The sequence below is a fragment of the Chryseobacterium oleae genome (assembly GCF_900115055.1).
Taxonomy (GTDB): domain Bacteria; phylum Bacteroidota; class Bacteroidia; order Flavobacteriales; family Weeksellaceae; genus Chryseobacterium; species Chryseobacterium oleae.
The window spans coordinates 198058-220910 of sequence record NZ_FOVD01000004.1 but is presented as its reverse complement, the minus strand read 5'-3'; the positions used below and the strand labels follow the sequence as shown (position 1 = coordinate 220910).

The window sequence follows — 22853 nt, the reverse complement described above, 5'->3', positions numbered from 1 at the left end:
AAAAAATTATTTAGAGTAAAGTTCGACGATAAGCTGTTCCTTGATGTCCTCCGGAATTTGGATTCTTTCAGGAGCAGAAACGAAAGTACCTTCTTTCTTCTCATCGTTGAATTGTAACCACTCATAATTAGCTTTAGAAGCTAATGAATCAGTAACAACCTCAAGAGATTTAGATTTCTCTCTTACAGCGATCACATCACCTGCTTTTACTAAATAAGAAGGAATGTTAAGGATCTCACCATTCACAGTAATGTGTCTGTGAGAAGTTAACTGTCTAGCAGCAGATCTTGTTTTAGCAAAACCTAATCTGAATACTACGTTATCCAATCTTGATTCACAAAGCTGTAATAGAACTTCACCTGTTACACCTTTACTTCTGTGTGCTTTTTCAAATAAGTTAGCAAACTGCTTTTCTAAAATACCGTAAGTATATTTAGCTTTTTGCTTTTCAGCTAGCTGAACTGCATATTCTGATTTCTTAGCACCTCTTCTTTTGTTAGGACCGTGTTGTCCTGGCGGTTGGTTTTTTCTTCTTTCGAAGTTTTTGTCATCTCCGTAGATTGCAGCACCAAACTTTCTAGCAATCTTAGTTTTAGGTCCAATATATCTTGCCATAATGGGTAAATTCTAAAAATTAAACTCTTCTTCTTTTAGGTGGTCTACATCCATTGTGCGGCATAGGAGTCACATCAATGATTTCGCTAACTTCAATACCTGAATTGTGGATTGTTCTGATCGCAGATTCTCTACCTGCACCAGGACCTTTCACATACACCTTTACTCTTCTTAGTCCAGCTTCGTGAGCAACATTAGAGCAATTTTCAGCTGCCATTTGAGCAGCAAATGGAGTATTCTTTTTAGAACCTCTGAAACCCATTTTACCGGCAGACGCCCAAGAGATAACTTCTCCGCTTTTATTTGTTAAAGAAATGATGATGTTATTGAAAGAAGCTTGAATATGCGCTTCACCAATAGCTTCAACTTTTACTTTTCTTTTTTTAACTACTTTAGTTTGTTTTGCCATAATTCCTAACGATTATTTACTTGCTTTTTTCTTGTTAGCAACTGTTTTTCTCTTTCCTTTACGGGTTCTAGAGTTGTTTTTCGTTCTCTGGCCTCTTAAAGGTAGTCCTAGTCTGTGACGTATTCCTCGTTGGCATCCTATGTCCATCAATCTCTTGATGTTCAATTGCACTTCAGATCTAAGTTCTCCTTCTACTTTTACGTTTTCTGAGATATAAGTTCTGATTGCAGCCAATTCATCGTCATTCCATTCGTTGACTTTCTTGTCTTCGCTGATACCGGCAGCCTTAAGGATTTCAGAAGAAGTACTTCTTCCAACTCCGTAGATGTAAGTTAAACCGATAACACCTCTTTTGTTTTTTGGTAAATCAATACCTGCAATTCTCGCCATAATTTAATGTTAGCCTTGTCTTTGTTTAAATTTTGGGTTCTTCTTGTTGATTACGAATAGTACACCTTTTCTGCGTACAATCTTGCAATCAGCGCTTCTTTTTTTAATTGATGCTCTAACTTTCATTTTGATAGTATTTATTTTTCAACAAGAGCCAAATGGAACATACATTCCATTTGGCAGCTGTTTTTAATATCTAAATGTGATCCTCCCTTTAGATAAATCGTAGGGAGACATTTCTAGTTTTACCTTGTCTCCAGGTAAAAGTTTAATATAATGCATTCTCATTTTACCGGAAATATGAGCGATAAGTATATGCCCATTCTCCAGCTCTACACGGAACTGGGCGTTCGAAAGTGCTTCCGTGATAACGCCGTCTTGTTCAATATGTTTTTGTTTTGCCATAAATTAATATCCAGTCGTTCTTGACAATTTAGACTGCATTAAGCCATCATAATGATGGTTCAGCAGATAAGTATTAATCTGTTGAACGGTATCTAAAATAACTCCAACCATAATCAATAGTGATGTTCCCCCGAAAAATAGGGCGAACGCATCTGTCTGAACAAAGCTTCCATGCACTATTGCTGGAAGGACTGCAAAGATAGACAAAAATATTGCACCTGGCAAGGTAATTTTTGATAAAATATCATCTAAATAGTCAGCTGTCTCTTTACCGGGTCTTACTTTCGGTACTAAACCTCCATTTCTCTTCAAATCATCAGCCATTTGGTTCACCGGAATTGTAATTGCAGTATAGAAAAATGAGAATATAATAATTAATAGCGCGAACAATACATTGTACTGCCAGCTAAAAACATTCTTGAAACCTGCAAGAAAAGTATTGGACTCATCGAATTTCGTCAATAATCCTGGTACGAACATCAATGCCTGAGCAAAGATAATCGGCATTACACCAGCAGCATTCACTTTCAATGGGATCCACTGTCTTGCTCCCTGCATAAGATTTCTGTTTACACCTCCTCTTGCTTGAGCTCTGCTTACATACTGAATTGGAATTTTCCTAACAGCGACAGATAATACCACTGCTAAAAGAACTACCAGCATCCAGAATATTACTTCTATAAGGATCATAATAGATCCCATTCCTCCTTTTCCGTTCTGCACGGCCATTTCCTGAACGAATGCTTCAGGTAATCTTGAAAGGATCCCCACCATAATAAGGATGGAAATACCGTTTCCGATACCTTTGTCGGTGATTTTCTCACCTAACCACATTGCGAATACTGAACCAGCAACCAAGATAACAATACTTGGCAACCAGAACATGATAGAATTTGGCTCTACATAGTATGCAGAAGAGAACTGAGCATATGGTAAGAATAATTGAGTAATAGAAGTTAAATAAGAAGGAGCCTGTACAAGACAAACACCAATCGTTAACCATCTAGTAATTTGATTCAATGTATTTCTACCTGACTCTCCATCCTTCTGAAGTTTCTGAAGATAAGGAATAGCCATTCCCATCAACTGAACAATAATAGAAGCAGAAATATAAGGCATGATTCCCAACGCCATTACGGAAGCGTGGCTGAAAGCTCCCCCCGTAAACGACGAAAGCAAGCCAAGGAGACCTGCTCCTTGCTTGTTACCGCCTTGATTTTTATAATGCTCTAAGAGATCTCCCACCTCTGCAAGGTTAATTGCAGGAAGTGAGATATAAGATGCGAATCTATACACAAGGATAATACCTAACGTAAAGAGAATTTTATCTCTTAATTCCTTTAGGCTCCAAATATTCTTAAGGGTTTGTATAAATTCTTTCATTAGTAAGTATTATAAGGTAATTGCTTTTCCACCTGCTTTAGCAATAAGCTCTTCAGCAGATTTAGTGAACTTGTCAGCAGAGATTGAAACCGCAGATTTCAATTCTCCTCTACCCATAATTTTCACTAATTCGTTTTTAGAAACGATCCCGTTCTCTACTAAAACTTCTTTCGTGATCTCTCCAGTAATGGATTTGTTCTCGATTAAAGTTTGAATAGTGTCAAGGTTTACGCCTCTAAACTCTTTTCTGTTTACGTTTTTGAATCCGAATTTAGGTAATCTCCTTTGTAAAGGCATCTGTCCACCTTCGAAACCGATTTTCTGAGAATAACCAGCTCTAGCTTTCTGACCTTTATGTCCTTTCGTAGCAGTACCTCCTTTTCCTGTACCTTGCCCTCTACCAATTCTTTTAGAGTTGTGAGTAGCACCTGCAGCAGGTCTTATGTTGTTTAAATTCATTTTAATTTTTGTTTTAAAATTATTTTTGAACTTCAAGTAAATGACTAACTGCAGCTATCATTCCTAAAATAGAAGGCGTAGCTTCGTGTTCTACAACTTGGTGAAGTTTCTTAAATCCTAATGCTTCAAGCGTTCTCTTTTGGGTTTTTGTTCTTCCAATAGCGCTTCTTACTTGCTTTACTTTGATTGTTGCCATTGTTCTAATATTAACCGTTAAACACTTTACTTAGAGAAACTCCTCTCATTCTAGCGATCTCTTCAGGTCTTCTGATATCTAATAACGCTTTGAAAGTAGCTTTCACTACGTTGTGAGGGTTAGAAGATCCTTTAGATTTTGAAAGGATATCGTGAATACCAGCAGACTCAAGTACCGCTCTTACCGCACCACCGGCGATAAGTCCTGTACCGTGAGAAGCAGGTCTTAAGAAGATATCTGCACCTCCATATCTAGCAGTAGTCTGGTGAGGAATAGTGTGGTTCATTACAGGAACTTTCACTAGGTTTTTCTTAGCATCTTCAACAGCTTTAGCAATTGCAGAAGCTACTTCTTTAGATTTTCCAAGACCGTGACCGATTACTCCGTCTTCGTTCCCTACTACAACAATAGCAGAAAATCCGAAAGCTCTACCTCCTTTGGTTACTTTTGTTACTCTGTTAACAGCTACGAGACGATCTTTTAATTCTAATCCTCCCGGTTTTACTCTTTCTATATTATCTAGTCCTAACATATTTCCGAAATTTTTATGATTAGAATTTAAGTCCTCCTTCTCTCGCTCCATCAGCAAGAGCTTTCACTCTTCCATGGTAAACGAAACCGTTTCTGTCAAATACAATACTTTCGATTCCTGCAGCGATAGCTTTAGCAGCGATAGCTTTACCAACAGCAGCAGAAACTTCAGTCTTAGTACCGTTAGCATCTACACCTTTCTCTCTAGAAGAAGCGGAAACTAAAGTTGTACCATTTTTATCATCGATTAACTGAGCGTAAATTTCCTTATTACTTTTATATACAGATAATCTTGGCAATTCAGAAGATCCAGAGATTTTTCCTCTTACTCTTCTTTTGATTCTTATTCTTTTTTCTAATTTACTTAATGCCATAATACTTATAATTTATTAAGCAGATTTACCAGCTTTACGTCTAACAATTTCTCCAAGGAATCTTACACCTTTTCCTTTGTAAGGCTCAGGCTTTCTGAAAGAACGAATCTTTGCAGCTACCATTCCTAGAAGTTGGTTGTCATGAGACGCTAAAGTAATAATTGGGTTTTTACCTTTTTCAGTCAATGTATCTACTTTTACTTCGCTAGGAAGTTCTAATACGATACCGTGAGAGAATCCTAAAGCTAACTCAAGTTTTTGACCTGTGTGTGATGCTCTGTATCCTACTCCTACTAGTTCTAGTTTCTTTTCGAAACCTTGTGCTACACCAACAATCATGTTGTTGATCAACGCTCTGTATAAACCGTGAAGCGCTTTGTGTTGCTTAGAATCAGATGGTCTGTTTACATTAAGCTCGCCATCTTTTTGTTCTAAAGTAATTCCTGCTGTAAGCTCCTGAGAAAGTTCTCCTTTAGGACCTTTTACTGTTACAACACCGTTATTTTCAGTGACAGTAATTCCAGCTGGAATTGTTATAATTGCTTTACCAATTCTTGACATTTTCCTCTGATTAAAAATTAATAAACATAGCAGATTACTTCACCGCCTACTTTTTCTTCTCTAGCCTTCTTGTCAGTCATTACTCCTTTAGAAGTAGAGATAACAGCTATTCCCAAACCGTTCAGTACTCTTGGAAGTTCAGTAGAACCTTTGTACTGTCTTAAACCTGGTCTAGAAGCTCTCTGGATAGATTTAATAGCCGGCTTGTTAGTTTGCTTGTCATACTTTAAAGCGATTTTGATCGTACCTTGAACAGCGCTTTCTTCAAACTTAAAGTTTAAGATATAACCCTGATCAAATAAGATCTTAGTAATCTCCTTTTTGATTTTCGATGCAGGAATTTCCACCACTTTGTGGCCTGCGCTTTGTGCGTTCCTTACTCTTGTTAGGAAATCTGAAATTGGATCTGTTACCATTTTTCTATTTTAAATTATTGGTTAAAGACAATCAGTATTGAAGGGACTTGAAGATTAAAATATCAGACTTCAGAAAAACTTGGGTCTGATATTTTTATTCTTTAGTATCCAGACAACTTAATTGTCCCGATTAATTAGTAATTATTACCAACTAGCTTTTTTCACTCCCGGGATAAGACCGTTGTTGGCCATTTCACGGAACGTTACTCTAGAAAGACCGAAAGTTCTCATGTACCCTCTTGGTCTACCTGTTAGTTTACATCTGTTGTGTAATCTTACAGGAGAAGCATTTTTAGGTAATTTCTGAAGACCTTCATAGTCACCAGCTTCTTTTAAAGCTTTTCTTTTGTCAGCGTATTTAGCAACTAGTGCTTCTCTTTTGCGCTCACGCGCTTTCATTGATTCTTTAGCCATTTCTTAGTTCTTTTTAAATGGTAAACCGAAGTGAGTTAATAATGCTTTCGCTTCTTTATCTGTTTTCGCACTCGTTACGAAAGTGATGTCCATCCCTTGGATTTTTTTCACTTTGTCAATTACGATCTCAGGAAAGATAATCTGCTCAGTAATACCTAAGTTGTAGTTACCTCTACCATCGAACCCGTCTGCTTTGATACCAGAGAAATCTCTGATACGTGGTAAAGCAGAAGCAGTAAGTCTGTCTAAGAATTCATACATTTTATGAGCTCTCAATGTTACTTTAGCACCTACAGGCATACCTTTTCTCAATTTGAAAGCCGCTTCGTCTTTCTTAGAGATAGTACCAACTGCTTTCTGGCCAGTAATCATTGTTAATTCTTCTACAGCGTAATCAATGATTTTTTTGTCTGCAGTGGCATCACCTAATCCTTGAGATAGGATGATTTTTTCCAATTTAGGTACCTGCATTACAGATTTGTACCCAAATTCTTCCATCATTGCAGGAACAATTTTCTCTCTGTATATATTTTTGGGTCTTGCTATAAATTCCATGTGTTAATTCAAATTATAAAGTTTCACCCGTTTTTTTATCGATTCTTACTTTCTTATCTCCGTCGATTTTATAACCAACTTTAACCGCTTTTCCGTCTTTACCAACTAGAGCGATGTTTGAGATATGAATAGAAGCTTCCTTTTCAGTGATTCCACCTTGAGGGTTGGAAGCTGAAGGCTTAACGTGTTTCTTAACGATGTTAAGACCTGCAACGATAACTCTAGGATCTTTTCCTTCTTTTTTGATCACTTCAATAACTTCACCAGTTTTACCTTTGATATCTTTCTTACCAGTAGTAATGATGACGTTATCTCCTCTTTTTATTTTTAACTTTGACATTTTCTTTTAAAAATTTTAAAAATTAAAGTACTTCAGGAGCTAATGAAATGATTTTCATATATTCTTTGTCTCTCAACTCACGAGCAACTGGTCCGAAAACACGCGTTCCTCTCATTTCTCCCGCTGCGTTTAGTAATACACAAGCATTGTCTTCGAATTTGATGTATGAACCATCTTTTCTTCTCACTGCTTTTTTAGTTCTTACTACTACAGCTTTAGATACCTGACCTTTTTTAGCATTTCCTGATGGCGTAGAATCCTTGATAGTAACAACGATTTTATCACCAACTGAAGCATATCTTCTTCTGGTTCCTCCCAGAACTCTGATAACTAGTACTTCTTTTGCACCTGTGTTATCAGCAACTTTTAATCTTGATTCTGTTTGTAACATTATTACTTAGCTTTTTCAATGATTCTTACTAATCTCCATCTCTTGCTCTTGCTCAAAGGTCTAGTTTCTTGGATAAGAACTGTATCACCTTCTGTGCATTCGTTGTTCTCGTCGTGTGCAGTATATTTTTTCGTTTTCAAAACGAATTTACCGTACATCGGGTGTTTCACTCTAGTAGTCTCACTTACAACAATGGTCTTTTCCATTTTATTGCTGGAAACTATTCCGATTCTTTCTTTTCTTAAGTTTCTTTCCATAATGTATGAAAATCTTATTGTTGTTTAGTGGTTAACTCAGTGTTTAGTCTAGCGATCGATCTTCTCAAATCTCTGATTTGAATCGGGTTTTCAATTGGACTGATCTTGTGAGCCAATTTCAGTTTTGAATATTGAGTTTTCAATTCAGCAAGTTTTGCTTGAATATCACCCGCGCTTAAATTTTTAATATCAGCTTGTTTCATTGTATCAAAGATTATAGAGGTTTAACAAAATCGTTAGCAACTACGAATTTAGTAATTACCGGTAATTTCTGTGCAGCAAGTCTTAAAGCTTCCTTAGCGATATCGTAAGATACTCCTCCGATTTCGAACATAATTTTACCTGGTTTTACTACAGCTACCCAATATTCCACAGCACCTTTACCTTTACCCATCCTTACTTCGGCTGGTTTCTTAGTAATAGGCTTATCCGGGAAGATTTTGATCCATAGCTGACCCTCTCTCTTCATATATCTAGTCGCAGCGATACGAGCAGCTTCGATTTGTCTTGCAGTGATCCAAGCACCTTCTATAGCTTTGATTCCAAATGTTCCGTAAGCCAGTTGATTACCTCTTTGAGCAATCCCCTTCATCTTCATCTTGTGAACTCTACGGAATTTGGTTCTTTTTGGTTGTAACATAATTTCTAAATTTTAGATTTTAGATTTTAGATTTTAGATTTTTTATATTTTAAAAAAGTAACGGTAATTTAAAATTCAAAATTTCTAACCTAAAATTTTTAATTATTATTGTTATTATTGTTATTATTCTTTCTAGGTCTTCTGTTATCTCGGTCTCCACCTCTGTTTCCGCCTCCTGAAGGACCTCCTTTCTTCTGTTGTCCTACTAGTGGAGAAAGGTCTCTTTTACCGTAAACCTCACCTTTCATGATCCAAACTTTCACTCCTAGTCTACCGTAAGTAGTGTGAGCTTCAGCCCAGTGATAATCGATATCAGCTCTGAAAGTAGACAAAGGAATTCTTCCGTCTTTGAAAGATTCGCTTCTTGCCATTTCAGCACCGTTCAATCTACCAGAGATTTGAACTTTGATACCTTCAGCACCCATTCTCATTGTACTTGCCATCGCCATTTTAACAGCTCTTCTGTAAGAAATTCTGTTTTCGATCTGCTTAGAGATGCTGTCAGCCACTAATACTGCGTCAAGTTCAGGTCTTTTGATTTCGAAAATGTTGATTTGAATATCCTTACCTGTAAGTTTCTTCAATTCTTCTTTTAACTTGTCAACTTCCTGACCTCCTTTACCGATGATAAGTCCCGGTCTAGCAGTAGTGATTGTCACTGTTACTAATTTTAGTGTTCTTTCAATATAAATTTTTGAAATACCACCTTTAGATAATCTAGCCTCAAGGTATCTTCTGATTTTGTAGTCTTCCGCGATTCTGTCTCCATAATCGTTTCCGCCAAACCAGTTAGAATCCCATCCTCTGATGATACCTAATCTATTACCAATTGGATTTGTCTTCTGTCCCATACCTTGATTAATTTTCTTTATTACCTAAGATTAATGTAACGTGGTTAGATCTTTTTCTGATTCTATACCCTCTACCTTGCGGAGCTGGTCTTAGTCTCTTCAATTGTCTTGCACTATCCACGAAGATTTCTTTAACGATAAGGTTTGCTTCTTCAATATCAGCACCTTCGTTTTTCGTCTGCCAGTTTGCCATAGCAGAAAGAAGTAACTTCTCTAACTTGTTAGATGCATCCTTCTTAGAATATTTTAGGATATAAAGAGCTTTATCTACCTGCTCTCCTCTAATGATATCAGCAACTAATCTCATTTTTCTTGGAGATGATGGGCAGTCATTTAATGAAGCTTTTACAACGTCTTTGTTAGCTTCTTTTCTTGCGATTGAACTATCTTGTTTTCTTGATCCCATGATTATCTGCTTCCTTTGTTTTTGTTACCACCATGACCTCTGAAAGATCTTGTTGGAGAAAATTCGCCTAACTTGTGACCAACCATGTTTTCTGTAACATAAACAGGGATAAAAGATTTCCCGTTGTGTACAGCAATAGTTTGTCCTACGAAGTCCGGAGAAATCATCGATGCTCTAGACCAAGTTTTAATAACTGTCTTCTTACCAGACTCTATGTTTGTCTGAACCTTCTTATCTAAAGTATGATGAATGAATGGTCCTTTTTTAAGTGATCTTGCCATAATTATTTACGTTTAGATATGATATGACGGTTAGACGCTTTGTTTTTCTTTCTGGTTTTGTAACCTTTAGCAGGCATACCATTTCTAGATCTTGGGTGACCTCCTGAAGAACGACCTTCACCACCTCCCATTGGGTGATCTACAGGGTTCATTACTACCGGTCTAGTTCTAGGTCTTCTACCTAACCATCTGCTTCTACCAGCCTTACCTGAAACAGTTAACTGATGATCAGAGTTAGAAACAGATCCAATCATTGCATAACATTCAGTAAGGATCATTCTTGATTCTCCTGAAGGCAATTTGATGATTGCATATTTTCCGTCTCTTGAAGTTAATTGAGCTGAAGAACCAGCACTTCTTGCTAAAATAGCACCTTGTCCAGGCTTCATTTCAACACAAGAAATTACAGTACCCAATGGAATATTTTTCAATTTCATTGCGTTACCGATGTTCGGTTCTACGCTTTCTCCTGAAACTACCTTCTGATCTACTTTGATACCGTTTGGAGCGATGATATATCTCTTCTCTCCATCTGCGTACTCTAATAAAGCGATAAATGCAGTTCTGTTTGGATCATATTCTACAGTTTTTACCGTTGCTTCAACATCATGCTTGTTTCTTTTGAAGTCGATAATTCTGTATTTCTTTTTGTGTCCACCTCCGGTGTAACGCATGGTCATTTTACCAGTTTGGTTACGTCCACCTGACTTACTAATACCAACTGTTAGAGATTTCTCTGGTTTGTTGGTAGTAATTTCCTCAAAATTGTTAACAATTCTGAATCTCTGTCCTGGGGTGATAGGTTTTAATTTTCTAACAGACATTACTATTATTTATAATTAATAATTAATTTACAGCAAAAATATCGATAACCTCACCTTCAACAAGCTTGATTACCGCTTTTTTCAATTTGTTTGTCTTTCCTACTTGAAGACCTTTTTTAGTGTATTTTGAAGAAACCTTCGGAGCATAAATCATTGTATTAACGTCTGCTACTTTTACACCGTAAGCCGCTTCAACAGCTTTTTTAATCTGGATCTTATTAGCCTTAGGATCTACTAAGAAAGAATAAGAACCTCTTAAATCTGTAAGGTAATTAGCCTTTTCTGAAATAACTGGTTTAATAATTAGTGACATGATTTATTTCTTTAAATTTTCCTGGAATTTTTCAACTGCACCTTCTAAGAATACGATCTCACCTGCATTCATTAAGTCATATGAACTAATTTCGTTGAAGTTCATTACTTTAGTTTTAGGTAAGTTTCTTGAAGATAAATACACATTCTTGTTAGCTTCAGGAAGAACGAATAGAGATTTCTTATCGTTCAATGCCAAAGCATTTAGGATAGTGATGAAATCTTTAGTTTTAGGAGCGCTTAAGCTCATATCCTCCATTACTCTGATGCTGTTGTCTCTCATTTTCTGAGATAAAACAGATTTTTTAGCTAATCTCTTAAGAGCTTTGTTCAATTTGAATCTGTAGTCTCTTGGTTTTGGTCCGAATACTCTACCTCCACCTCTGAAAGTTGGAGATTTGATATCACCATATCTAGCAGAACCAGATCCTTTTTGCTTCTTAAGTTTCTTAGTAGAAGCAGTAATTTCGCTTCTTTCCTTTGATTTATGAGTCCCTTGTCTCTGTGCTGCAAGGTACTGTTTAACTTCTAAGTAAACCGCGTGCTGATTTGGCTCAATTCCGAATACTGATTCGTCTAGAGTTACTTTTCTTCCGGTCTCTTTTCCTGATGTATTTAATACTACTAGTTCCATTTTCTGATAATTACATAAGAATTTTTAGCTCCCGGAACAGCACCTTTTACTACTAAAAGATTTTGTTCTTGATCCACTTTTAATACTTGAAGGTTTTGAACAGTTACCTGCTTACCTCCCATTCTACCCGCCATTCTCATTCCTTTGAATACTCTTGAAGGATCCGATCCAGCACCGATAGAACCTGGAGCTCTAAGTCTGTTGTGCTGACCATGAGTAGCTTGCATTACACCTCCAAAGCCATGTCTTTTAACAACACCTTGGAAACCTTTACCTTTTGAAGTTCCTGTTACGTCAACGAATTCACCTTCAGCGAATAAGTTCACTTTTACTTCTTCTCCTACTTTCACTTCGTCAACGAATTCTCTGTAGAATTCTACCAACTTAGCTTTTGGAGCAGAACCAGCCTTTTTAAAATGGCCAGCTAACGCTTTACCTACGTTCTTTTCACTCTTGTCATCGAAACCTAACTGAACTGACTTGTAGCCGTCCTTTTCAATGGTTCTGACCTGTAAAACCGAGCATGGACCCGCCTGAATAACTGTACAAGGAATGTTTTTTCCTTCTTCGTTAAACAAAGACGTCATACCGATTTTTTTACCAATAATACCTGACATTGTTTATGTTATAATAAAATTTATCTTTCTATTTCTACATTTTTAGGAAGTCTGAAGTAATTTCTACTTTTGATATAGGCATACTACGCCCCTAAAATGGAGTGTGCAAATTTATGAATATTTTTATAACTGACAAGTATTTTGAGTAAAATATTTTGATTTTTAATCAATTAGATCATTTTGAAAAAATCCGGATGAAATTTTCAGAGAAATTATTTTGTTCTTAAAAAAGAAATGATGAAGAAATTTATTTTACAATTACCGAAACACCTATTTCTTCCAAGGCAACTTTATCCTCACCACAAATACCATCATCCGTGATCAGATAATCTATTTTATCCAGAGGAGCAATCTTCCCGAAACCTTTTTTATTCAGTTTCGAAGAATCACCAAGAATCACCACTTTTTCGGAACATTCTATCATAAGCTGATTCAGATGAGCTTCTGCTGCATTGGAAGTACTGATGCCGAATTCCATATCAATACCATCTACTCCAAGAAAGAGTTTATTACAGGAAAATTGTCTGAGAATGGTTTCTGAGATGGATCCTACTATAGAAGTAGAACTCTTTCTCACTTCCCCACCTAATTGTATGATATTAATATTAGGATTGTTGCATAGCTCCAGTGCAACCCTTAAAGAAGAAGTAAGAACCGTAAGCGGGCCAAAGTTCACCAGCATTCTCGCCAGATAATGCATCGTGGTTCCCGAAGCCAGAATAATACAGTCATTCTCCTGGATAAGCTGCAAAGCCGCTTTCGCAATGTTCTGTTTTGCTTCTACATTGATGTTTTCTTTTTCATCCACATTCCTTTCATAAGCATAGCGCACATGCTTACTCGCCCCTCCATGGTTTCGAAAAAGCAATCCCAGACTTTCGAGATAATTCAGATCCTTTCGAACCGTAACCGACGAAACATTCAGCTTCTCACATAAATCCTGTACCAGAACATGCCCTTTTTCATTCAGTTCCTTTAATATATCATCGTGCCTTGGTATTAACTTTTCCATTCTGATTCTTTCATCAAAAATACCATTTTTTTCCGAGACCGATAAAATTTCATTTATTTTCTTTTTAGTTTCGTTTTTAATTTATACATTTGAAAACGAAACATAAACGAAACATTTATGAAACGAAACGAAGAACTTAGTAAACTGACCAGTGTGCAGGAATGGGACTTTATTGTCATCGGAGGTGGAGCCAGTGGTCTGGGCTCAGCACTGGATGCAGCCAGCAGAGGATTTAAAACCCTGCTCCTTGAGTCCCACGATTTTGCAAAAGCAACATCCAGCCGAAGCACCAAACTGGTACACGGCGGCGTAAGATATCTTGCCCAGGGAGATGTAGGACTTGTAAAAGAAGCCCTGAAAGAAAGAGGGCTGCTTGCCCAAAATGCGGCGCACGTAGTCAAAAACCAGTCATTTATTATTCCCAACTACACATGGTGGGGAGGTATTTACTATAAGATAGGATTGTCTGTTTATGATTTCCTTGCAGGAAAACTCAGTCTTGGAAAAACAAAATACATCAGCAAAGCCAAAACCATTGAAAAACTACCTACGATTGAACAGCACAACCTCGCAAGTGGTGTAGTGTATCAGGACGGGCAGTTTGATGATGCGAGATTAGCGATCAACCTTTCCCAGACTCTTATAGAAAAAGGAGGAAGCGCGGTGAACTATATGAAAGTAACCGGCCTTCTGAAAAATGATTCCGGAAAAATAAACGGCGTAAAAGCGGAAGACCAGTTTTCCAACCAGCAGTATGAGCTTCGTGCGAAAGCTGTGATCAATGCAACTGGCGTATTCACGAATGACATTCTGAATATGAATAATCCTAAGCACGGTAAATTTGTCGTTCCAAGCCAAGGCATCCATTTGGTATTAGACAAATCTTTCCTTAAAAGTGATGATGCTATCATGATCCCTAAAACATCAGACGGCAGAGTGCTGTTCGTTGTCCCTTGGCACGACAGAGCATTGGTGGGAACTACAGACACCCTTCTTGAAAGTCCGAGCTTTGAACCACATGCTTTGGAATCTGAGATTAATTTCGTTCTCACGACAGCCAGACAATATTTAGCCAAGAAACCGACGAGAGAAGACGTAAAATCTATGTTCGCCGGATTGAGACCGCTTGCCGCACCAAAAGAAGGAGGTAAAAACACAAAAGAAGTTTCCCGAAGCCACAAAGTCATTACTTCAGATACAGGATTGGTTTCCATCATCGGCGGAAAATGGACCACGTACCGTAAAATGGCACAGGACACTGTAGATAAAGCGGTAGAAATTCTTCATTTAAACGGAGGACCTTCCCAAACAGAAAACATGTCTATTCACGGAAATATCAAAGCAGAACTTGTAGACCGTACCAGCCATCTTTATGTATACGGATCTGATATTCCTGCTATCAAGGCATTACAAAGCAGCGATCCTCAGTATTCTAAAAAAATACATCCGGATCATGCTTTCACTATAGCAGAAGCAGTCTGGGCCATACGACATGAAATGGCAGAAACCATAGAAGACATTCTCGCCAGAAGAGTCCGACTCTTATTTTTAGATGCAAGAGCTGCCATCGATAGTGCCCACACGATTGCACAGCTTATTGCCAAAGAAAAAGGCTATTCTCAGGAATGGGCAAATGATCAGGAAAAAGAATTTATTGAATTAGCACAAGGATATTTATTAACGCCTTACTCTCCCAAAACTATTACTCATAACTAAAGATTTGCAGTATGAAGGAAAAACTGATTCTCGCTCTGGACCAGGGGACAACATCCTCCAGAGCCATTTTATTCAACCACAGCGGAGCTATAGAATACATCTCCCAGAAAAATTTTGAACAGATCTTCCCTACTCCGGGATGGGTAGAGCACGATCCCAACGAAATCTGGTCTTCCCAGATATCCGTTGCCGCAGAGATTATCGCCAAAGCAGGCATTTCCGGACTGGAAGTTGCTGCCATCGGAATCACCAATCAGCGTGAAACAACGATTGTATGGGATAAAGAAACCGGTGAACCTATTTACAACGCAATTGTCTGGCAGGACAGAAGAACCTCCAAATATTGCGATGAATTAAAAGAACAGGGACATGCCGAAACCATCAAAGAAAAAACCGGACTTGTTCTGGATGCTTATTTTTCTGCAACCAAACTTAAATGGATTCTTGATAACGTAGAAGGCGCAAGAAAAAAAGCAGCAGAAGGGAAATTATGTTTCGGAACCGTTGACACCTGGCTGGTATGGAAACTGACCCGCGGGAAAATGTTCATCACCGATGTTTCCAATGCGAGCAGAACGATGCTTCTGAACATTCATACTTTAGAATGGGATCAGGATTTGTTGGATTTATTCGACATTCCGAGATCTGTTCTTCCTGAAGTAAAACAGAGCAGTGAAATTTATGGCGAAACTGCAACCACTCTATTCTCCACTAAAATTCCGATTGCAGGAATTGCAGGAGATCAGCAGGCTGCTTTATTCGGACAGATGTGCATCACTCCGGGAATGGTAAAAAACACCTACGGAACAGGATGCTTCCTTCTAATGAATACAGGAAAAGAAGCCGTTTCTTCTAAAAACAACCTGTTGACAACTGTAGCATGGAAAATTAACGGAGAAGTAAATTACGCACTGGAAGGAAGCGTATTCGTAGGCGGAGCAGCCATACAGTGGCTGAGAGACGGGCTAAAACTGATCCGTACCTCTGAGGAAGTGAATGATCTGGCCGCAAGCGTTGAAGATAACGGAGGTGTTTATTTTGTCCCTGCACTTACAGGATTGGGCGCACCATACTGGGACCAATATGCCAGAGGAACGATTGTAGGGGTAACCCGCGGAACCACCAACGGACACATCGCAAGAGCAACTTTGGAAGGAATTGCATTCCAGGTGTATGATATTGTAAAATCTATGGAAGCGGATTCCGGAAGACCAAGTCTTGAACTTAGAGTAGATGGCGGTGCTTCGGCAAGTGACCTTCTGATGCAGATCCAGTCTGATCTTTTCGGGTTCAAAATTACAAGACCGAAAACCCTTGAAACAACAGCCTTAGGGGCAGCGTATCTTGCAGGATTGGCCGTAGGATACTGGAAAGACATCAACGAAATTCAATCCCAATGGATTGTGGACGAAGATTTCCATCCGAAAGTGGACAAGGAAAAAGCAGATAATATGATCCATTTCTGGAACAAAGCTGTGAAGCGTTCTCAAAGCTGGATCGAAGATTAAATCCTAAACTTAAAAAAACTACTCATGAACCCATTTACCGCAGAACTCATAGGCACCATGCTTATGATATTATTAGGCAACGGCGTTGTAGCGAATGTTGTCTTAAAGGATACCAAAGGAAATAATTCAGGATGGATCGTCATTACAACGGCATGGGCACTGGCCGTTTTTGTGGGGGTTACCGTAGCAGGACCGGTAAGTGGTGCTCACCTGAATCCGGCTGTATCTATCGGGCTTGCTGTTGCAGGAAAATTCTCATGGGACCTTGTTCCCACGTATATTGCCGCGCAGTTTCTCGGTGCAATGCTTGGCGCTTTCCTTGTATGGCTTTTTAATAAAGACCATTTCGCTATTACCGAAGACGGAGGTGCTAAACTGGCTTGTTTCAGTACCGGTCCCGCGATCAGAAATACATTCTCCAATCTCATCAGTGAGATCATCGGAACGTTTGTCCTAGTATTTGTCATCTTTCATTTTTCGGATCCCAGCATTGCTCTGAATGCAGATCCAACCGCTAAAGTAGGACTTGGCTCTGTGGGAGCGCTTCCTGTTACCTTACTGGTTTGGGCTATCGGTTTATCTTTAGGTGGAACCACCGGTTATGCCATTAATCCCGCCAGAGATTTAGGTCCCAGAATCATGCACGCCATACTTCCCGTAAAAGGCAGCAGTGATTGGGGATATGCCTGGATTCCTGTTGCAGGCCCTATTCTGGGCTGTATTATCGCAGCAGTTCTATATGGAATCTTAAAATAAACACATCCATGAAAGTTTTAAAAATAGCATGCCTGATTATTTTGGGCACAGGAAAACTATGGTCTCAGGAGAACACTGAACCTAAGGAAAGCAACAGACTCGATTTCACGGCAAATATTCAGAATAACCACTTGTGGAGAGGTTTGATCATTACAGATAAACCAGTCGTCATGGGAAATCTGTCGTATGCCTTCGATGCGGAAAAGAAATGGAAAGCAGGAATCTGGGGCGCCTCTTCCCTGACGGATGACAAAGACGGAACACATTATAAAGAGATCAATTACTACGTTCAGTATTCAGACGGAAGGCTTTATATCGGGCTTTGGGATCTTTTTAATTCCAGAAACATCAATACGGCGGTTGCGTCAGAAGACATATTCCATTATTCACGTACAAGAACGGCTCATATCATTGATCTTAGAACCAATTATACATTCGGACCTTCTTTCCCTCTGAATATTGAAGCTGACATTATGCTGTACGGAGGAGCCAATGCAGGAGAAGTGGTTCTGGAATCTGACGGAAACTATAAAAAGAATAAGTATTCGACTTACGTTCAGGCAAGCTATCCCGTCATTGCAGGACAGAAAGTCAATCTGGATGCTTTCATCGGTGCAGGATTTGCCCTTAACGACAGGAATTTTCTCTATGGAAACGGCAAAAACAGTTTTGACATTGTTAACGTTGGGGTAAAAGCCAGCAAGACGGTCAAAATCACGGAACATTACAGTCTTCCGGTTGCCATGATGGCCATGTGGAATCCTTCGAATAAATATGCAAGAATTCAGCTGGCAGCCACTGTTTTTTAATCTGAATTTAAATTAATTTATACTAAGACCACTCCAATTCGGGGTGGTTTTCAACTTTTATACTGATTTAAAAGATTCAACCACAAAAGTCACAAAAGCTTTTCGTTCATTTAAACACTTAAGAACACATTAGCTTAAAAGTTTTATCATGCTGAAAACACTAAGATTATATAAGTAAGAAAATCGTTGATTTTCAGAAAACTTAAGTGTACTATATATGTACAAAGTATGTAACTTTAAAATAACTAAAGTGTTTCAAAAGCTTTTGCGACTTTTGTGGTTAAAAAAAACGCTACAATTACCTCCAACAGCCAATCACCGGGTTTTTACGGTTTCATTTTTGCTTAAATATTTTTACTTTTGAAAAAAAAAATATGAAAAAGATTTTCAGCTTAGTGATCTTATGCATCAGCATTTTATCTTTTGCCCAGACAAAAGCACCATTTGTCGGTCACAGAAGTTTTAACATCATTGAAGGATTCAGCGGATCGGGAACGCCATCTTACTATCTGGATGTGAAGAAAAACGGCGATGTCTATTTTGGATTCGTTCAGGTGAATCAGGCCGATGGAACCGAAACTACCGAAGAAATGAATGCCGGAAAATACAATCCAAAAGTCATGAACGTGGTTTTCAAAAAGTACGGAGAAAACTTCTATGTGAAATTTGACAAAGACAATATCTACCTTACCGATAAAGAAGGAAACATCCGGAAATCAGAAGACTGCTGCTCTTCCATGGAAAGCGCTTCCACCGACGTCTGTACCTGCGAAAGCAAACTGTACAAGAAATGAAAGCATTAAAACTCCTGTTGATCCTTCTTCTCGCTGTTTCGTGTAGCGGAAAAAAGAATCATCCCTATACTTTTTATTACTGGAAAACTCAGCTTAAGCTAGATCAGGAAGAGAAAAAAGCATTGGACAAGGCTTCGGTTCCTTATGTGTACACAAGATTTTTCGACATAGATAAAATCGGCGGACAGTTTCAGCCGGTTGCTGTGATTACGAAAGACAAAAGTTTCCAAACGGATAAACAGATTGTACCGACTGTTTTCATTACCAATCAGTCGATGTACCGTATCTCTGCGGAAGAGATCAGGTTTCTTGCCAAAAACATCAACGATCTGGTTCAGAAGAAATCCAAGGAATATGGTTTAAAGATTAATAATGAAATTCAGATCGACTGCGACTGGACGGCCGGAACCAGAAATGATTATTTTAAATTTTTAAAAGAACTGAAAAAGGTTTCCGGAAAGGAGATCACCTGTACTTTACGCCTTCATCAGGTTAAAGATAAAAACCAGACCGGAGTTCCGCCTGTAGAAAAAGTATACCTTATGTGCTACTCTACTTCCTCACCATTGGAAAATTCGAATAAGAATTCTATCCTGGATGTGACGATTCTAAAAAGCTACCTTTCCAAACTGGAAGACTATCCTATAAAGAAAACAGAAGTCGCGCTGCCGATCTACTCCTGGGGAATCGTTACCAATCATCTTGAAAAGCATAAATTAATCAATGCCCTGTCCAGAAAAGATCTTGAAAACCCGGAATTCAAAAAGATATCCGATCATGAGGTTGAAATTATGAAAGACGGTTTCTATTTCGGAAGCTTTCTAAGTAAAGGTTTCAGAATAAAGGTGGAGGAAATCTCTGATGAGCAGCTGGAAGACGTCGTTCGTTTTCTGGAGAAAAAAATACCTGATTTTAATGTAATTTATTATCAATTAGATAGTAAATTTGTAAGTAACCGGGATTTTTAAAATTTTATCTCCCGCAGATTGAGCACTTTAAGCAGATATCAAATCCTGTTGATCATACAGCTTTTGAATTCTATTGACATTTAATTATAAAAATAAAAACACCCTCAACTATATGAAAAAGTATATTCTTTCACTGGCGGTTCTATCGCTGTTTTATACTAAATCTGACGCCTGCGCGTGGTCAGACCCCGATTATGAATACTTCAACCTGTTTACGCAGAGCATCATTAAGGATAAATCTTATCTTCCTTTCCTGCTTACGTATTCCAATAGGTTCTACGGTGATTATAAAAACATGACGATTCCTGACGACAATATTGAGACGTGGAAGAAATTCTTCAACAACCAGCTCAATTATGCGGAAACAGAGAATCTGGTGTACAAAATAAGCATGGCAGATTTGAATGCCCTGAAAAACGGAACACCGAGTAATCCCCTTTTGCAGAAATTGGGAACAGGATTCTACCAAAAGTATAAGGAAGGCATCGATTATTTAATTGAAGCGAAATATCTGGAGCCTTACATGAGCATCAATTATGTGGAAAGCCCGGATTCCTTTTACAATAATGGCCCTTCAAAAAATCTCAATGCCACTTCTGTTGATTACGCGAAAACAGTCAATGCACTGACTTCTTTATACAATGCCACAAGAAACCCTGAGATCAAGCAGCGTTACGGATATCAGCTGGTGCGTTTCAATCATTACACGAGAAATTATGATGCCGCACTGGAAGCGTTTAAAACATATATTGAACCGATCAAACAGAAAGGTGCCGTGTATTTTATGGCCCTTGATCAGCTTTCGGGTGCTCAGAGAGGTAAGGAAATGAACAGTGATGCGAACTGGAATTTCTTCCAGGTTTTTATGAACAGTAAAGACCGTAAGGAATCTGCTTTCGTTTCCATGAAACTTTCGGATACGGCTTCTTTCAGCAATATTATGAAAAGAGCGGATACCAGTGATGAGAAGAATATGGCTTATTTCCTGTTGGGCTACGAAGGTTTTACAGATCCTATTCCCATCATGGAAAAGATGTACGACATCAATCCCGATTCTGAGATTCTGAAAGTCATGGCCGTAAGAAGCATCAATGAATTGGAAAGAAGCTATCTGCCGATCTATTACTACAACTCGGATGCTTCAGACAATGTGTATATGCAGAGAGGCAATGCGGATGATCATAGCAAAGCTTCCACCGATACAAAATCTGAACCTGCAGCTGCAGAGGTAAAAAAAGAAGAGAAGCTTTCGTTCTGGCAAAAGATTGTAAGGTTTTTCAAAAATCTTTTCGGAGGTTCAAAATCTGACAGTGCGGATGGTGGCAAAAATGATAAGAGTGATGATGAGCTATTGAACAACCCGGACAGAATTCCGTTCTACACCAAATCCGGCTACGGCTATGATGAAAAAACGAAAGATTATCTGGACAACCTGGAAAAATTCACAGAGAAAACGAAGAAGGTATCTAAGGATGAATATTGGCAGATCGCAGATGCTTATCTAAAGTTTTTGAAAAAAGATTACAAAGCCAGCTCCGAAATACTGGAAGATATCAAAACAACCAACCCGGAATATCTGGAAGAAATCAAAAGAATGAAAGTTCTGAATGATATCGTTTCTCATCCCAGAGTTGATGCTGAATTCGAAGATCATCTGATGAAAGACTACGCCGATTATTTCGTTAAAAAGGAAGTAAAAAAAGACACTGCTGCCGTTGCAGATTATGACTATTACGGTGAAACTCCGTCTACAGCAGACTTCCTTAAAGATGTTCTTGCGAACCGTTACTTCTTACAGGGTGAGGATGGAAAATCGTTCTTAATGAACAATAAACTTTCCGATCTTCAGTACAACCCGAATTCAAGCCTGGTAAAAAGCGTTGAAGACTTTTACAAGAAACCGAATAAGACCCAGTTTGAACAGCAGATCATCGCCAAAAACATGGACAACGTAGGAAATATTGATGCGTTCTTCAGCATGATCTACGGAGACAGAGCTATGAAACAGGCAGATTTTGAAAAGGCCAAATCATATTACGAAAAAGCCCAGGGCTTTGCAGGAATTCCAAGAATGAATTATGACTGGACCGATAAAGGTGAAAAGATCACGGCGAAACAATATGCAGCCGGAGAATACAACGGATTCAGAGATATTTCCAATCTGGTTTTCGGACATAATGTATGGGAAAGTTTTGGAAGTGCAGAAACGGAAAGTATGGAGGCTGACGATTATTCTGCGTTCCCTTTCATTAAAAACAGCATGAATAAACTGGAACTGGCAGATGCATTGATCCAGCTGAAAAAGATCAGCAACGGAACAGATGAAAAGGCAGCTACAGCCAACCAGCTTATCGGAAACTTGATGTATAATACGTCCAGCTTAGGCTATTACCGTCAATTGTTCGTGATGGACATCGACAACAGCAATGGTGGAAAGTATGACTTCTGGAATACGGACCGAAAGAATCCTTACAAGTATTATTATAAGAATTTCCTTTATACTACTTATATCGAACCGGATAACTTTGACCTGGCGATTAATTATTACCAAAAGACTCTGAAACTGTCCAAAGACAAGGAACAGAGAGCAAGAGTTCTCTTCCAGATGGCCAGTGCAGAGCAAGGAAAATATTATCAGTATGAAGCGAAAAATGTAAAGACTATTGACTATTCAGATCCTAAATATTCTGAAAAGGAACAAGCTCACCAGACTGAACTGGATAACATCAGAAATGAGAAATACAGAACGTATTTTGCTCAGCTGAAATCCCAGTATTCTGATACGGAAACCCTGAAAGGACTGTCAGGAAGCTGTAGTTATTTTGGATATTTCCTGAGAAAATAATTTTCAACACTTATTAATCTGAGTTTGGGATAAGAAAATTAAGATTTAGGTATCGAAAGTTAAGGGATACGAGTTTGAGCGAATGATGATTTTTAACGCAAAGTTTCATCTTGCTAACGTTTAGTTTTGAGGAAGGCAAAGACTGTGACTGCGTCACTGAAGAAGCGATCGGTATAAAACATCT

34 protein-coding genes are annotated in these 22853 nt (G+C 38.4%); 7 read left to right on the top strand and 27 right to left on the bottom strand.

What is annotated here, in order from left to right; all coding sequences use genetic code 11:
• Positions 1 to 6: 6 nt before the first annotated feature.
• From rpsD to BM143_RS14600, 27 genes are all read right to left on the bottom strand, one after another.
• Positions 7 to 615, bottom strand: coding sequence for a 30S ribosomal protein S4 (gene rpsD / locus BM143_RS14730; protein ID WP_034725972.1), 609 nt, complete (start codon positions 613 to 615; stop codon positions 7 to 9).
• A gap of 19 nt (positions 616 to 634) precedes the next feature.
• Positions 635 to 1024, bottom strand: a complete 390-nt coding sequence (rpsK, locus tag BM143_RS14725) for a 30S ribosomal protein S11 (protein ID WP_027387198.1) — start codon at positions 1022 to 1024, stop codon at positions 635 to 637.
• Positions 1025 to 1036: 12 nt separating this feature from the next.
• On the bottom strand, positions 1037 to 1414 hold the full coding sequence (gene rpsM / locus BM143_RS14720; RefSeq protein ID WP_002983260.1) for a 30S ribosomal protein S13: 378 nt from the start codon (positions 1412 to 1414) through the stop codon (positions 1037 to 1039).
• A 9-nt stretch (positions 1415 to 1423) separates the two neighbouring features.
• Positions 1424 to 1540, bottom strand: coding sequence for a 50S ribosomal protein L36 (rpmJ, locus tag BM143_RS14715; protein ID WP_007839480.1), 117 nt, complete (start codon positions 1538 to 1540; stop codon positions 1424 to 1426).
• 63 nt (positions 1541 to 1603) lie between these two features.
• On the bottom strand, positions 1604 to 1819 hold the full coding sequence (gene infA, locus BM143_RS14710; RefSeq protein ID WP_027381317.1) for a translation initiation factor IF-1: 216 nt from the start codon (positions 1817 to 1819) through the stop codon (positions 1604 to 1606).
• 3 nt (positions 1820 to 1822) lie between these two features.
• Positions 1823 to 3202, bottom strand: a complete 1380-nt coding sequence (gene secY / locus BM143_RS14705; RefSeq protein WP_034725974.1) for a preprotein translocase subunit SecY — start codon at positions 3200 to 3202, stop codon at positions 1823 to 1825.
• 9 nt (positions 3203 to 3211) lie between these two features.
• On the bottom strand, positions 3212 to 3661 hold the full coding sequence (gene rplO, locus BM143_RS14700; protein ID WP_034726154.1) for a 50S ribosomal protein L15: 450 nt from the start codon (positions 3659 to 3661) through the stop codon (positions 3212 to 3214).
• A 19-nt stretch (positions 3662 to 3680) separates the two neighbouring features.
• A complete protein-coding gene (gene rpmD / locus BM143_RS14695; protein ID WP_007839493.1) occupies positions 3681 to 3857 on the bottom strand; it encodes a 50S ribosomal protein L30 in 177 nt (58 codons plus the stop codon).
• Positions 3858 to 3867: 10 nt separating this feature from the next.
• Entirely contained in the window at positions 3868 to 4389 is a 522-nt protein-coding gene (rpsE, locus tag BM143_RS14690; protein WP_034703137.1) for a 30S ribosomal protein S5, read from the bottom strand.
• A 19-nt stretch (positions 4390 to 4408) separates the two neighbouring features.
• Positions 4409 to 4762 (bottom strand): 50S ribosomal protein L18, encoded by a 354-nt coding sequence (gene rplR, locus BM143_RS14685; protein WP_034725976.1) that lies wholly within the window; start codon positions 4760 to 4762, stop codon positions 4409 to 4411.
• A 15-nt stretch (positions 4763 to 4777) separates the two neighbouring features.
• On the bottom strand, positions 4778 to 5323 hold the full coding sequence (gene rplF / locus BM143_RS14680; RefSeq protein WP_090025171.1) for a 50S ribosomal protein L6: 546 nt from the start codon (positions 5321 to 5323) through the stop codon (positions 4778 to 4780).
• 17 nt (positions 5324 to 5340) lie between these two features.
• The gene (gene rpsH / locus BM143_RS14675) at positions 5341 to 5739 is read right to left on the bottom strand and encodes a 30S ribosomal protein S8 (RefSeq protein ID WP_034725979.1); all 399 of its coding nucleotides are present in this window, start codon (positions 5737 to 5739) and stop codon (positions 5341 to 5343) included.
• 144 nt (positions 5740 to 5883) lie between these two features.
• Complete coding sequence (gene rpsN, locus BM143_RS14670; RefSeq protein WP_034702868.1) at positions 5884 to 6153, bottom strand: 30S ribosomal protein S14; 270 nt, start codon at positions 6151 to 6153, stop codon at positions 5884 to 5886.
• Between the two features lie 3 nt (positions 6154 to 6156).
• Entirely contained in the window at positions 6157 to 6708 is a 552-nt protein-coding gene (gene rplE, locus BM143_RS14665; RefSeq protein WP_047454303.1) for a 50S ribosomal protein L5, read from the bottom strand.
• Positions 6709 to 6721: 13 nt separating this feature from the next.
• On the bottom strand, positions 6722 to 7048 hold the full coding sequence (gene rplX / locus BM143_RS14660) for a 50S ribosomal protein L24 (RefSeq protein ID WP_034725983.1): 327 nt from the start codon (positions 7046 to 7048) through the stop codon (positions 6722 to 6724).
• A gap of 22 nt (positions 7049 to 7070) precedes the next feature.
• Complete coding sequence (gene rplN, locus BM143_RS14655) at positions 7071 to 7439, bottom strand: 50S ribosomal protein L14 (RefSeq protein WP_007839504.1); 369 nt, start codon at positions 7437 to 7439, stop codon at positions 7071 to 7073.
• A gap of 2 nt (positions 7440 to 7441) precedes the next feature.
• Complete coding sequence (gene rpsQ / locus BM143_RS14650) at positions 7442 to 7699, bottom strand: 30S ribosomal protein S17 (protein ID WP_053073319.1); 258 nt, start codon at positions 7697 to 7699, stop codon at positions 7442 to 7444.
• An 11-nt stretch (positions 7700 to 7710) separates the two neighbouring features.
• Positions 7711 to 7899, bottom strand: a complete 189-nt coding sequence (gene rpmC, locus BM143_RS14645) for a 50S ribosomal protein L29 (protein ID WP_034725985.1) — start codon at positions 7897 to 7899, stop codon at positions 7711 to 7713.
• A gap of 11 nt (positions 7900 to 7910) precedes the next feature.
• Entirely contained in the window at positions 7911 to 8336 is a 426-nt protein-coding gene (rplP, locus tag BM143_RS14640) for a 50S ribosomal protein L16 (protein WP_034725986.1), read from the bottom strand.
• 98 nt (positions 8337 to 8434) lie between these two features.
• On the bottom strand, positions 8435 to 9187 hold the full coding sequence (gene rpsC / locus BM143_RS14635; protein WP_034725987.1) for a 30S ribosomal protein S3: 753 nt from the start codon (positions 9185 to 9187) through the stop codon (positions 8435 to 8437).
• A 7-nt stretch (positions 9188 to 9194) separates the two neighbouring features.
• Entirely contained in the window at positions 9195 to 9593 is a 399-nt protein-coding gene (gene rplV, locus BM143_RS14630; protein WP_034725989.1) for a 50S ribosomal protein L22, read from the bottom strand.
• A 2-nt stretch (positions 9594 to 9595) separates the two neighbouring features.
• On the bottom strand, positions 9596 to 9874 hold the full coding sequence (gene rpsS / locus BM143_RS14625) for a 30S ribosomal protein S19 (RefSeq protein WP_034702850.1): 279 nt from the start codon (positions 9872 to 9874) through the stop codon (positions 9596 to 9598).
• Between the two features lie 2 nt (positions 9875 to 9876).
• Positions 9877 to 10698, bottom strand: a complete 822-nt coding sequence (gene rplB, locus BM143_RS14620; protein ID WP_034702846.1) for a 50S ribosomal protein L2 — start codon at positions 10696 to 10698, stop codon at positions 9877 to 9879.
• A gap of 22 nt (positions 10699 to 10720) precedes the next feature.
• Positions 10721 to 11011 carry a 50S ribosomal protein L23 gene (gene rplW / locus BM143_RS14615; RefSeq protein ID WP_034702844.1) on the bottom strand — a complete coding sequence of 97 codons (291 nt, stop codon included), beginning with the start codon at positions 11009 to 11011 and terminating at the stop codon, positions 10721 to 10723.
• Between the two features lie 3 nt (positions 11012 to 11014).
• Positions 11015 to 11644: a 50S ribosomal protein L4 gene (gene rplD / locus BM143_RS14610; RefSeq protein WP_034725990.1), complete on the bottom strand. Its 630-nt coding sequence runs from the start codon at positions 11642 to 11644 to the stop codon at positions 11015 to 11017.
• Complete coding sequence (rplC, locus tag BM143_RS14605) at positions 11635 to 12261, bottom strand: 50S ribosomal protein L3 (RefSeq protein ID WP_034725991.1); 627 nt, start codon at positions 12259 to 12261, stop codon at positions 11635 to 11637. The genes rplD and rplC overlap by 10 nt, the downstream gene beginning before the upstream one ends.
• A gap of 247 nt (positions 12262 to 12508) precedes the next feature.
• Positions 12509 to 13273 (bottom strand): DeoR/GlpR family DNA-binding transcription regulator, encoded by a 765-nt coding sequence (locus BM143_RS14600; RefSeq protein WP_090025169.1) that lies wholly within the window; start codon positions 13271 to 13273, stop codon positions 12509 to 12511.
• A 117-nt stretch (positions 13274 to 13390) separates the two neighbouring features.
• On the opposite strand from BM143_RS14600, the gene BM143_RS14595 reads away from it, so the two are divergent.
• The 7 genes from BM143_RS14595 (at position 13391) to BM143_RS14565 (ending at position 22669) form a co-directional block, all read left to right on the top strand.
• Positions 13391 to 14989: a glycerol-3-phosphate dehydrogenase/oxidase gene (locus BM143_RS14595; protein ID WP_047454293.1), complete on the top strand. Its 1599-nt coding sequence runs from the start codon at positions 13391 to 13393 to the stop codon at positions 14987 to 14989.
• Positions 14990 to 15000: 11 nt separating this feature from the next.
• Positions 15001 to 16497, top strand: a complete 1497-nt coding sequence (gene glpK, locus BM143_RS14590) for a glycerol kinase GlpK (protein WP_090025168.1) — start codon at positions 15001 to 15003, stop codon at positions 16495 to 16497.
• Between the two features lie 24 nt (positions 16498 to 16521).
• Entirely contained in the window at positions 16522 to 17253 is a 732-nt protein-coding gene (locus BM143_RS14585) for an MIP/aquaporin family protein (RefSeq protein WP_034726001.1), read from the top strand.
• Positions 17254 to 17261: 8 nt separating this feature from the next.
• Positions 17262 to 18062, top strand: coding sequence for a hypothetical protein (locus tag BM143_RS14580; protein WP_090025166.1), 801 nt, complete (start codon positions 17262 to 17264; stop codon positions 18060 to 18062).
• A gap of 374 nt (positions 18063 to 18436) precedes the next feature.
• A complete protein-coding gene (locus BM143_RS14575) occupies positions 18437 to 18856 on the top strand; it encodes a hypothetical protein (RefSeq protein ID WP_090025165.1) in 420 nt (139 codons plus the stop codon).
• The gene (locus tag BM143_RS14570) at positions 18853 to 19824 is read left to right on the top strand and encodes a hypothetical protein (RefSeq protein WP_090025163.1); all 972 of its coding nucleotides are present in this window, start codon (positions 18853 to 18855) and stop codon (positions 19822 to 19824) included. Before BM143_RS14575 ends, BM143_RS14570 begins: the two co-directional genes overlap by 4 nt.
• 112 nt (positions 19825 to 19936) lie before the next feature.
• Positions 19937 to 22669: a hypothetical protein gene (locus tag BM143_RS14565; protein WP_090025405.1), complete on the top strand. Its 2733-nt coding sequence runs from the start codon at positions 19937 to 19939 to the stop codon at positions 22667 to 22669.
• Positions 22670 to 22853 lie beyond the last annotated feature (184 nt).

Excerpts from the sequence above, each read along its gene's own strand:
- rpsD (WP_034725972.1), bottom strand. The coding sequence starts at position 615 with ATGGCAAGATATATTGGACCTAAAACTAAGATTGCTAGAAAGTTTGGT.
- rplF (WP_090025171.1), bottom strand. The coding sequence starts at position 5,323 with ATGTCAAGAATTGGTAAAGCAATTATAACAATTCCAGCTGGAATTACT.
- rpsM (WP_002983260.1), bottom strand. The coding sequence starts at position 1,414 with ATGGCGAGAATTGCAGGTATTGATTTACCAAAAAACAAAAGAGGTGTT.
- BM143_RS14595 (WP_047454293.1), top strand. The coding sequence starts at position 13,391 with ATGAAACGAAACGAAGAACTTAGTAAACTGACCAGTGTGCAGGAATGG.
- secY (WP_034725974.1), bottom strand. The coding sequence starts at position 3,202 with ATGAAAGAATTTATACAAACCCTTAAGAATATTTGGAGCCTAAAGGAA.
- rpsH (WP_034725979.1), bottom strand. The coding sequence starts at position 5,739 with ATGGTAACAGATCCAATTTCAGATTTCCTAACAAGAGTAAGGAACGCA.
- rpsK (WP_027387198.1), bottom strand. The coding sequence starts at position 1,024 with ATGGCAAAACAAACTAAAGTAGTTAAAAAAAGAAAAGTAAAAGTTGAA.
- BM143_RS14585 (WP_034726001.1), top strand. The coding sequence starts at position 16,522 with ATGAACCCATTTACCGCAGAACTCATAGGCACCATGCTTATGATATTA.
- rpmJ (WP_007839480.1), bottom strand. The coding sequence starts at position 1,540 with ATGAAAGTTAGAGCATCAATTAAAAAAAGAAGCGCTGATTGCAAGATT.
- rplR (WP_034725976.1), bottom strand. The coding sequence starts at position 4,762 with ATGGCATTAAGTAAATTAGAAAAAAGAATAAGAATCAAAAGAAGAGTA.
- rpsC (WP_034725987.1), bottom strand. The coding sequence starts at position 9,187 with ATGGGACAGAAGACAAATCCAATTGGTAATAGATTAGGTATCATCAGA.
- rplB (WP_034702846.1), bottom strand. The coding sequence starts at position 10,698 with ATGTCTGTTAGAAAATTAAAACCTATCACCCCAGGACAGAGATTCAGA.
- rpmC (WP_034725985.1), bottom strand. The coding sequence starts at position 7,899 with ATGAAACAAGCTGATATTAAAAATTTAAGCGCGGGTGATATTCAAGCA.
- rplN (WP_007839504.1), bottom strand. The coding sequence starts at position 7,439 with ATGTTACAAACAGAATCAAGATTAAAAGTTGCTGATAACACAGGTGCA.
- rplC (WP_034725991.1), bottom strand. The coding sequence starts at position 12,261 with ATGTCAGGTATTATTGGTAAAAAAATCGGTATGACGTCTTTGTTTAAC.
- BM143_RS14580 (WP_090025166.1), top strand. The coding sequence starts at position 17,262 with ATGAAAGTTTTAAAAATAGCATGCCTGATTATTTTGGGCACAGGAAAA.
- rplO (WP_034726154.1), bottom strand. The coding sequence starts at position 3,661 with ATGAATTTAAACAACATAAGACCTGCTGCAGGTGCTACTCACAACTCT.
- BM143_RS14575 (WP_090025165.1), top strand. The coding sequence starts at position 18,437 with ATGAAAAAGATTTTCAGCTTAGTGATCTTATGCATCAGCATTTTATCT.
- rplP (WP_034725986.1), bottom strand. The coding sequence starts at position 8,336 with ATGTTACAACCAAAAAGAACCAAATTCCGTAGAGTTCACAAGATGAAG.
- glpK (WP_090025168.1), top strand. The coding sequence starts at position 15,001 with ATGAAGGAAAAACTGATTCTCGCTCTGGACCAGGGGACAACATCCTCC.
- rpsN (WP_034702868.1), bottom strand. The coding sequence starts at position 6,153 with ATGGCTAAAGAATCAATGAAAGCGCGTGAGCGCAAAAGAGAAGCACTA.
- rplE (WP_047454303.1), bottom strand. The coding sequence starts at position 6,708 with ATGGAATTTATAGCAAGACCCAAAAATATATACAGAGAGAAAATTGTT.
- rplW (WP_034702844.1), bottom strand. The coding sequence starts at position 11,011 with ATGTCACTAATTATTAAACCAGTTATTTCAGAAAAGGCTAATTACCTT.
- BM143_RS14565 (WP_090025405.1), top strand. The coding sequence starts at position 19,937 with ATGAAAAAGTATATTCTTTCACTGGCGGTTCTATCGCTGTTTTATACT.
- rpmD (WP_007839493.1), bottom strand. The coding sequence starts at position 3,857 with ATGGCAACAATCAAAGTAAAGCAAGTAAGAAGCGCTATTGGAAGAACA.
- BM143_RS14600 (WP_090025169.1), bottom strand. The coding sequence starts at position 13,273 with ATGGAAAAGTTAATACCAAGGCACGATGATATATTAAAGGAACTGAAT.
- rpsS (WP_034702850.1), bottom strand. The coding sequence starts at position 9,874 with ATGGCAAGATCACTTAAAAAAGGACCATTCATTCATCATACTTTAGAT.
- infA (WP_027381317.1), bottom strand. The coding sequence starts at position 1,819 with ATGGCAAAACAAAAACATATTGAACAAGACGGCGTTATCACGGAAGCA.
- BM143_RS14570 (WP_090025163.1), top strand. The coding sequence starts at position 18,853 with ATGAAAGCATTAAAACTCCTGTTGATCCTTCTTCTCGCTGTTTCGTGT.
- rplD (WP_034725990.1), bottom strand. The coding sequence starts at position 11,644 with ATGGAACTAGTAGTATTAAATACATCAGGAAAAGAGACCGGAAGAAAA.
- rpsE (WP_034703137.1), bottom strand. The coding sequence starts at position 4,389 with ATGTTAGGACTAGATAATATAGAAAGAGTAAAACCGGGAGGATTAGAA.
- rplX (WP_034725983.1), bottom strand. The coding sequence starts at position 7,048 with ATGTCAAAGTTAAAAATAAAAAGAGGAGATAACGTCATCATTACTACT.
- rplV (WP_034725989.1), bottom strand. The coding sequence starts at position 9,593 with ATGGGATCAAGAAAACAAGATAGTTCAATCGCAAGAAAAGAAGCTAAC.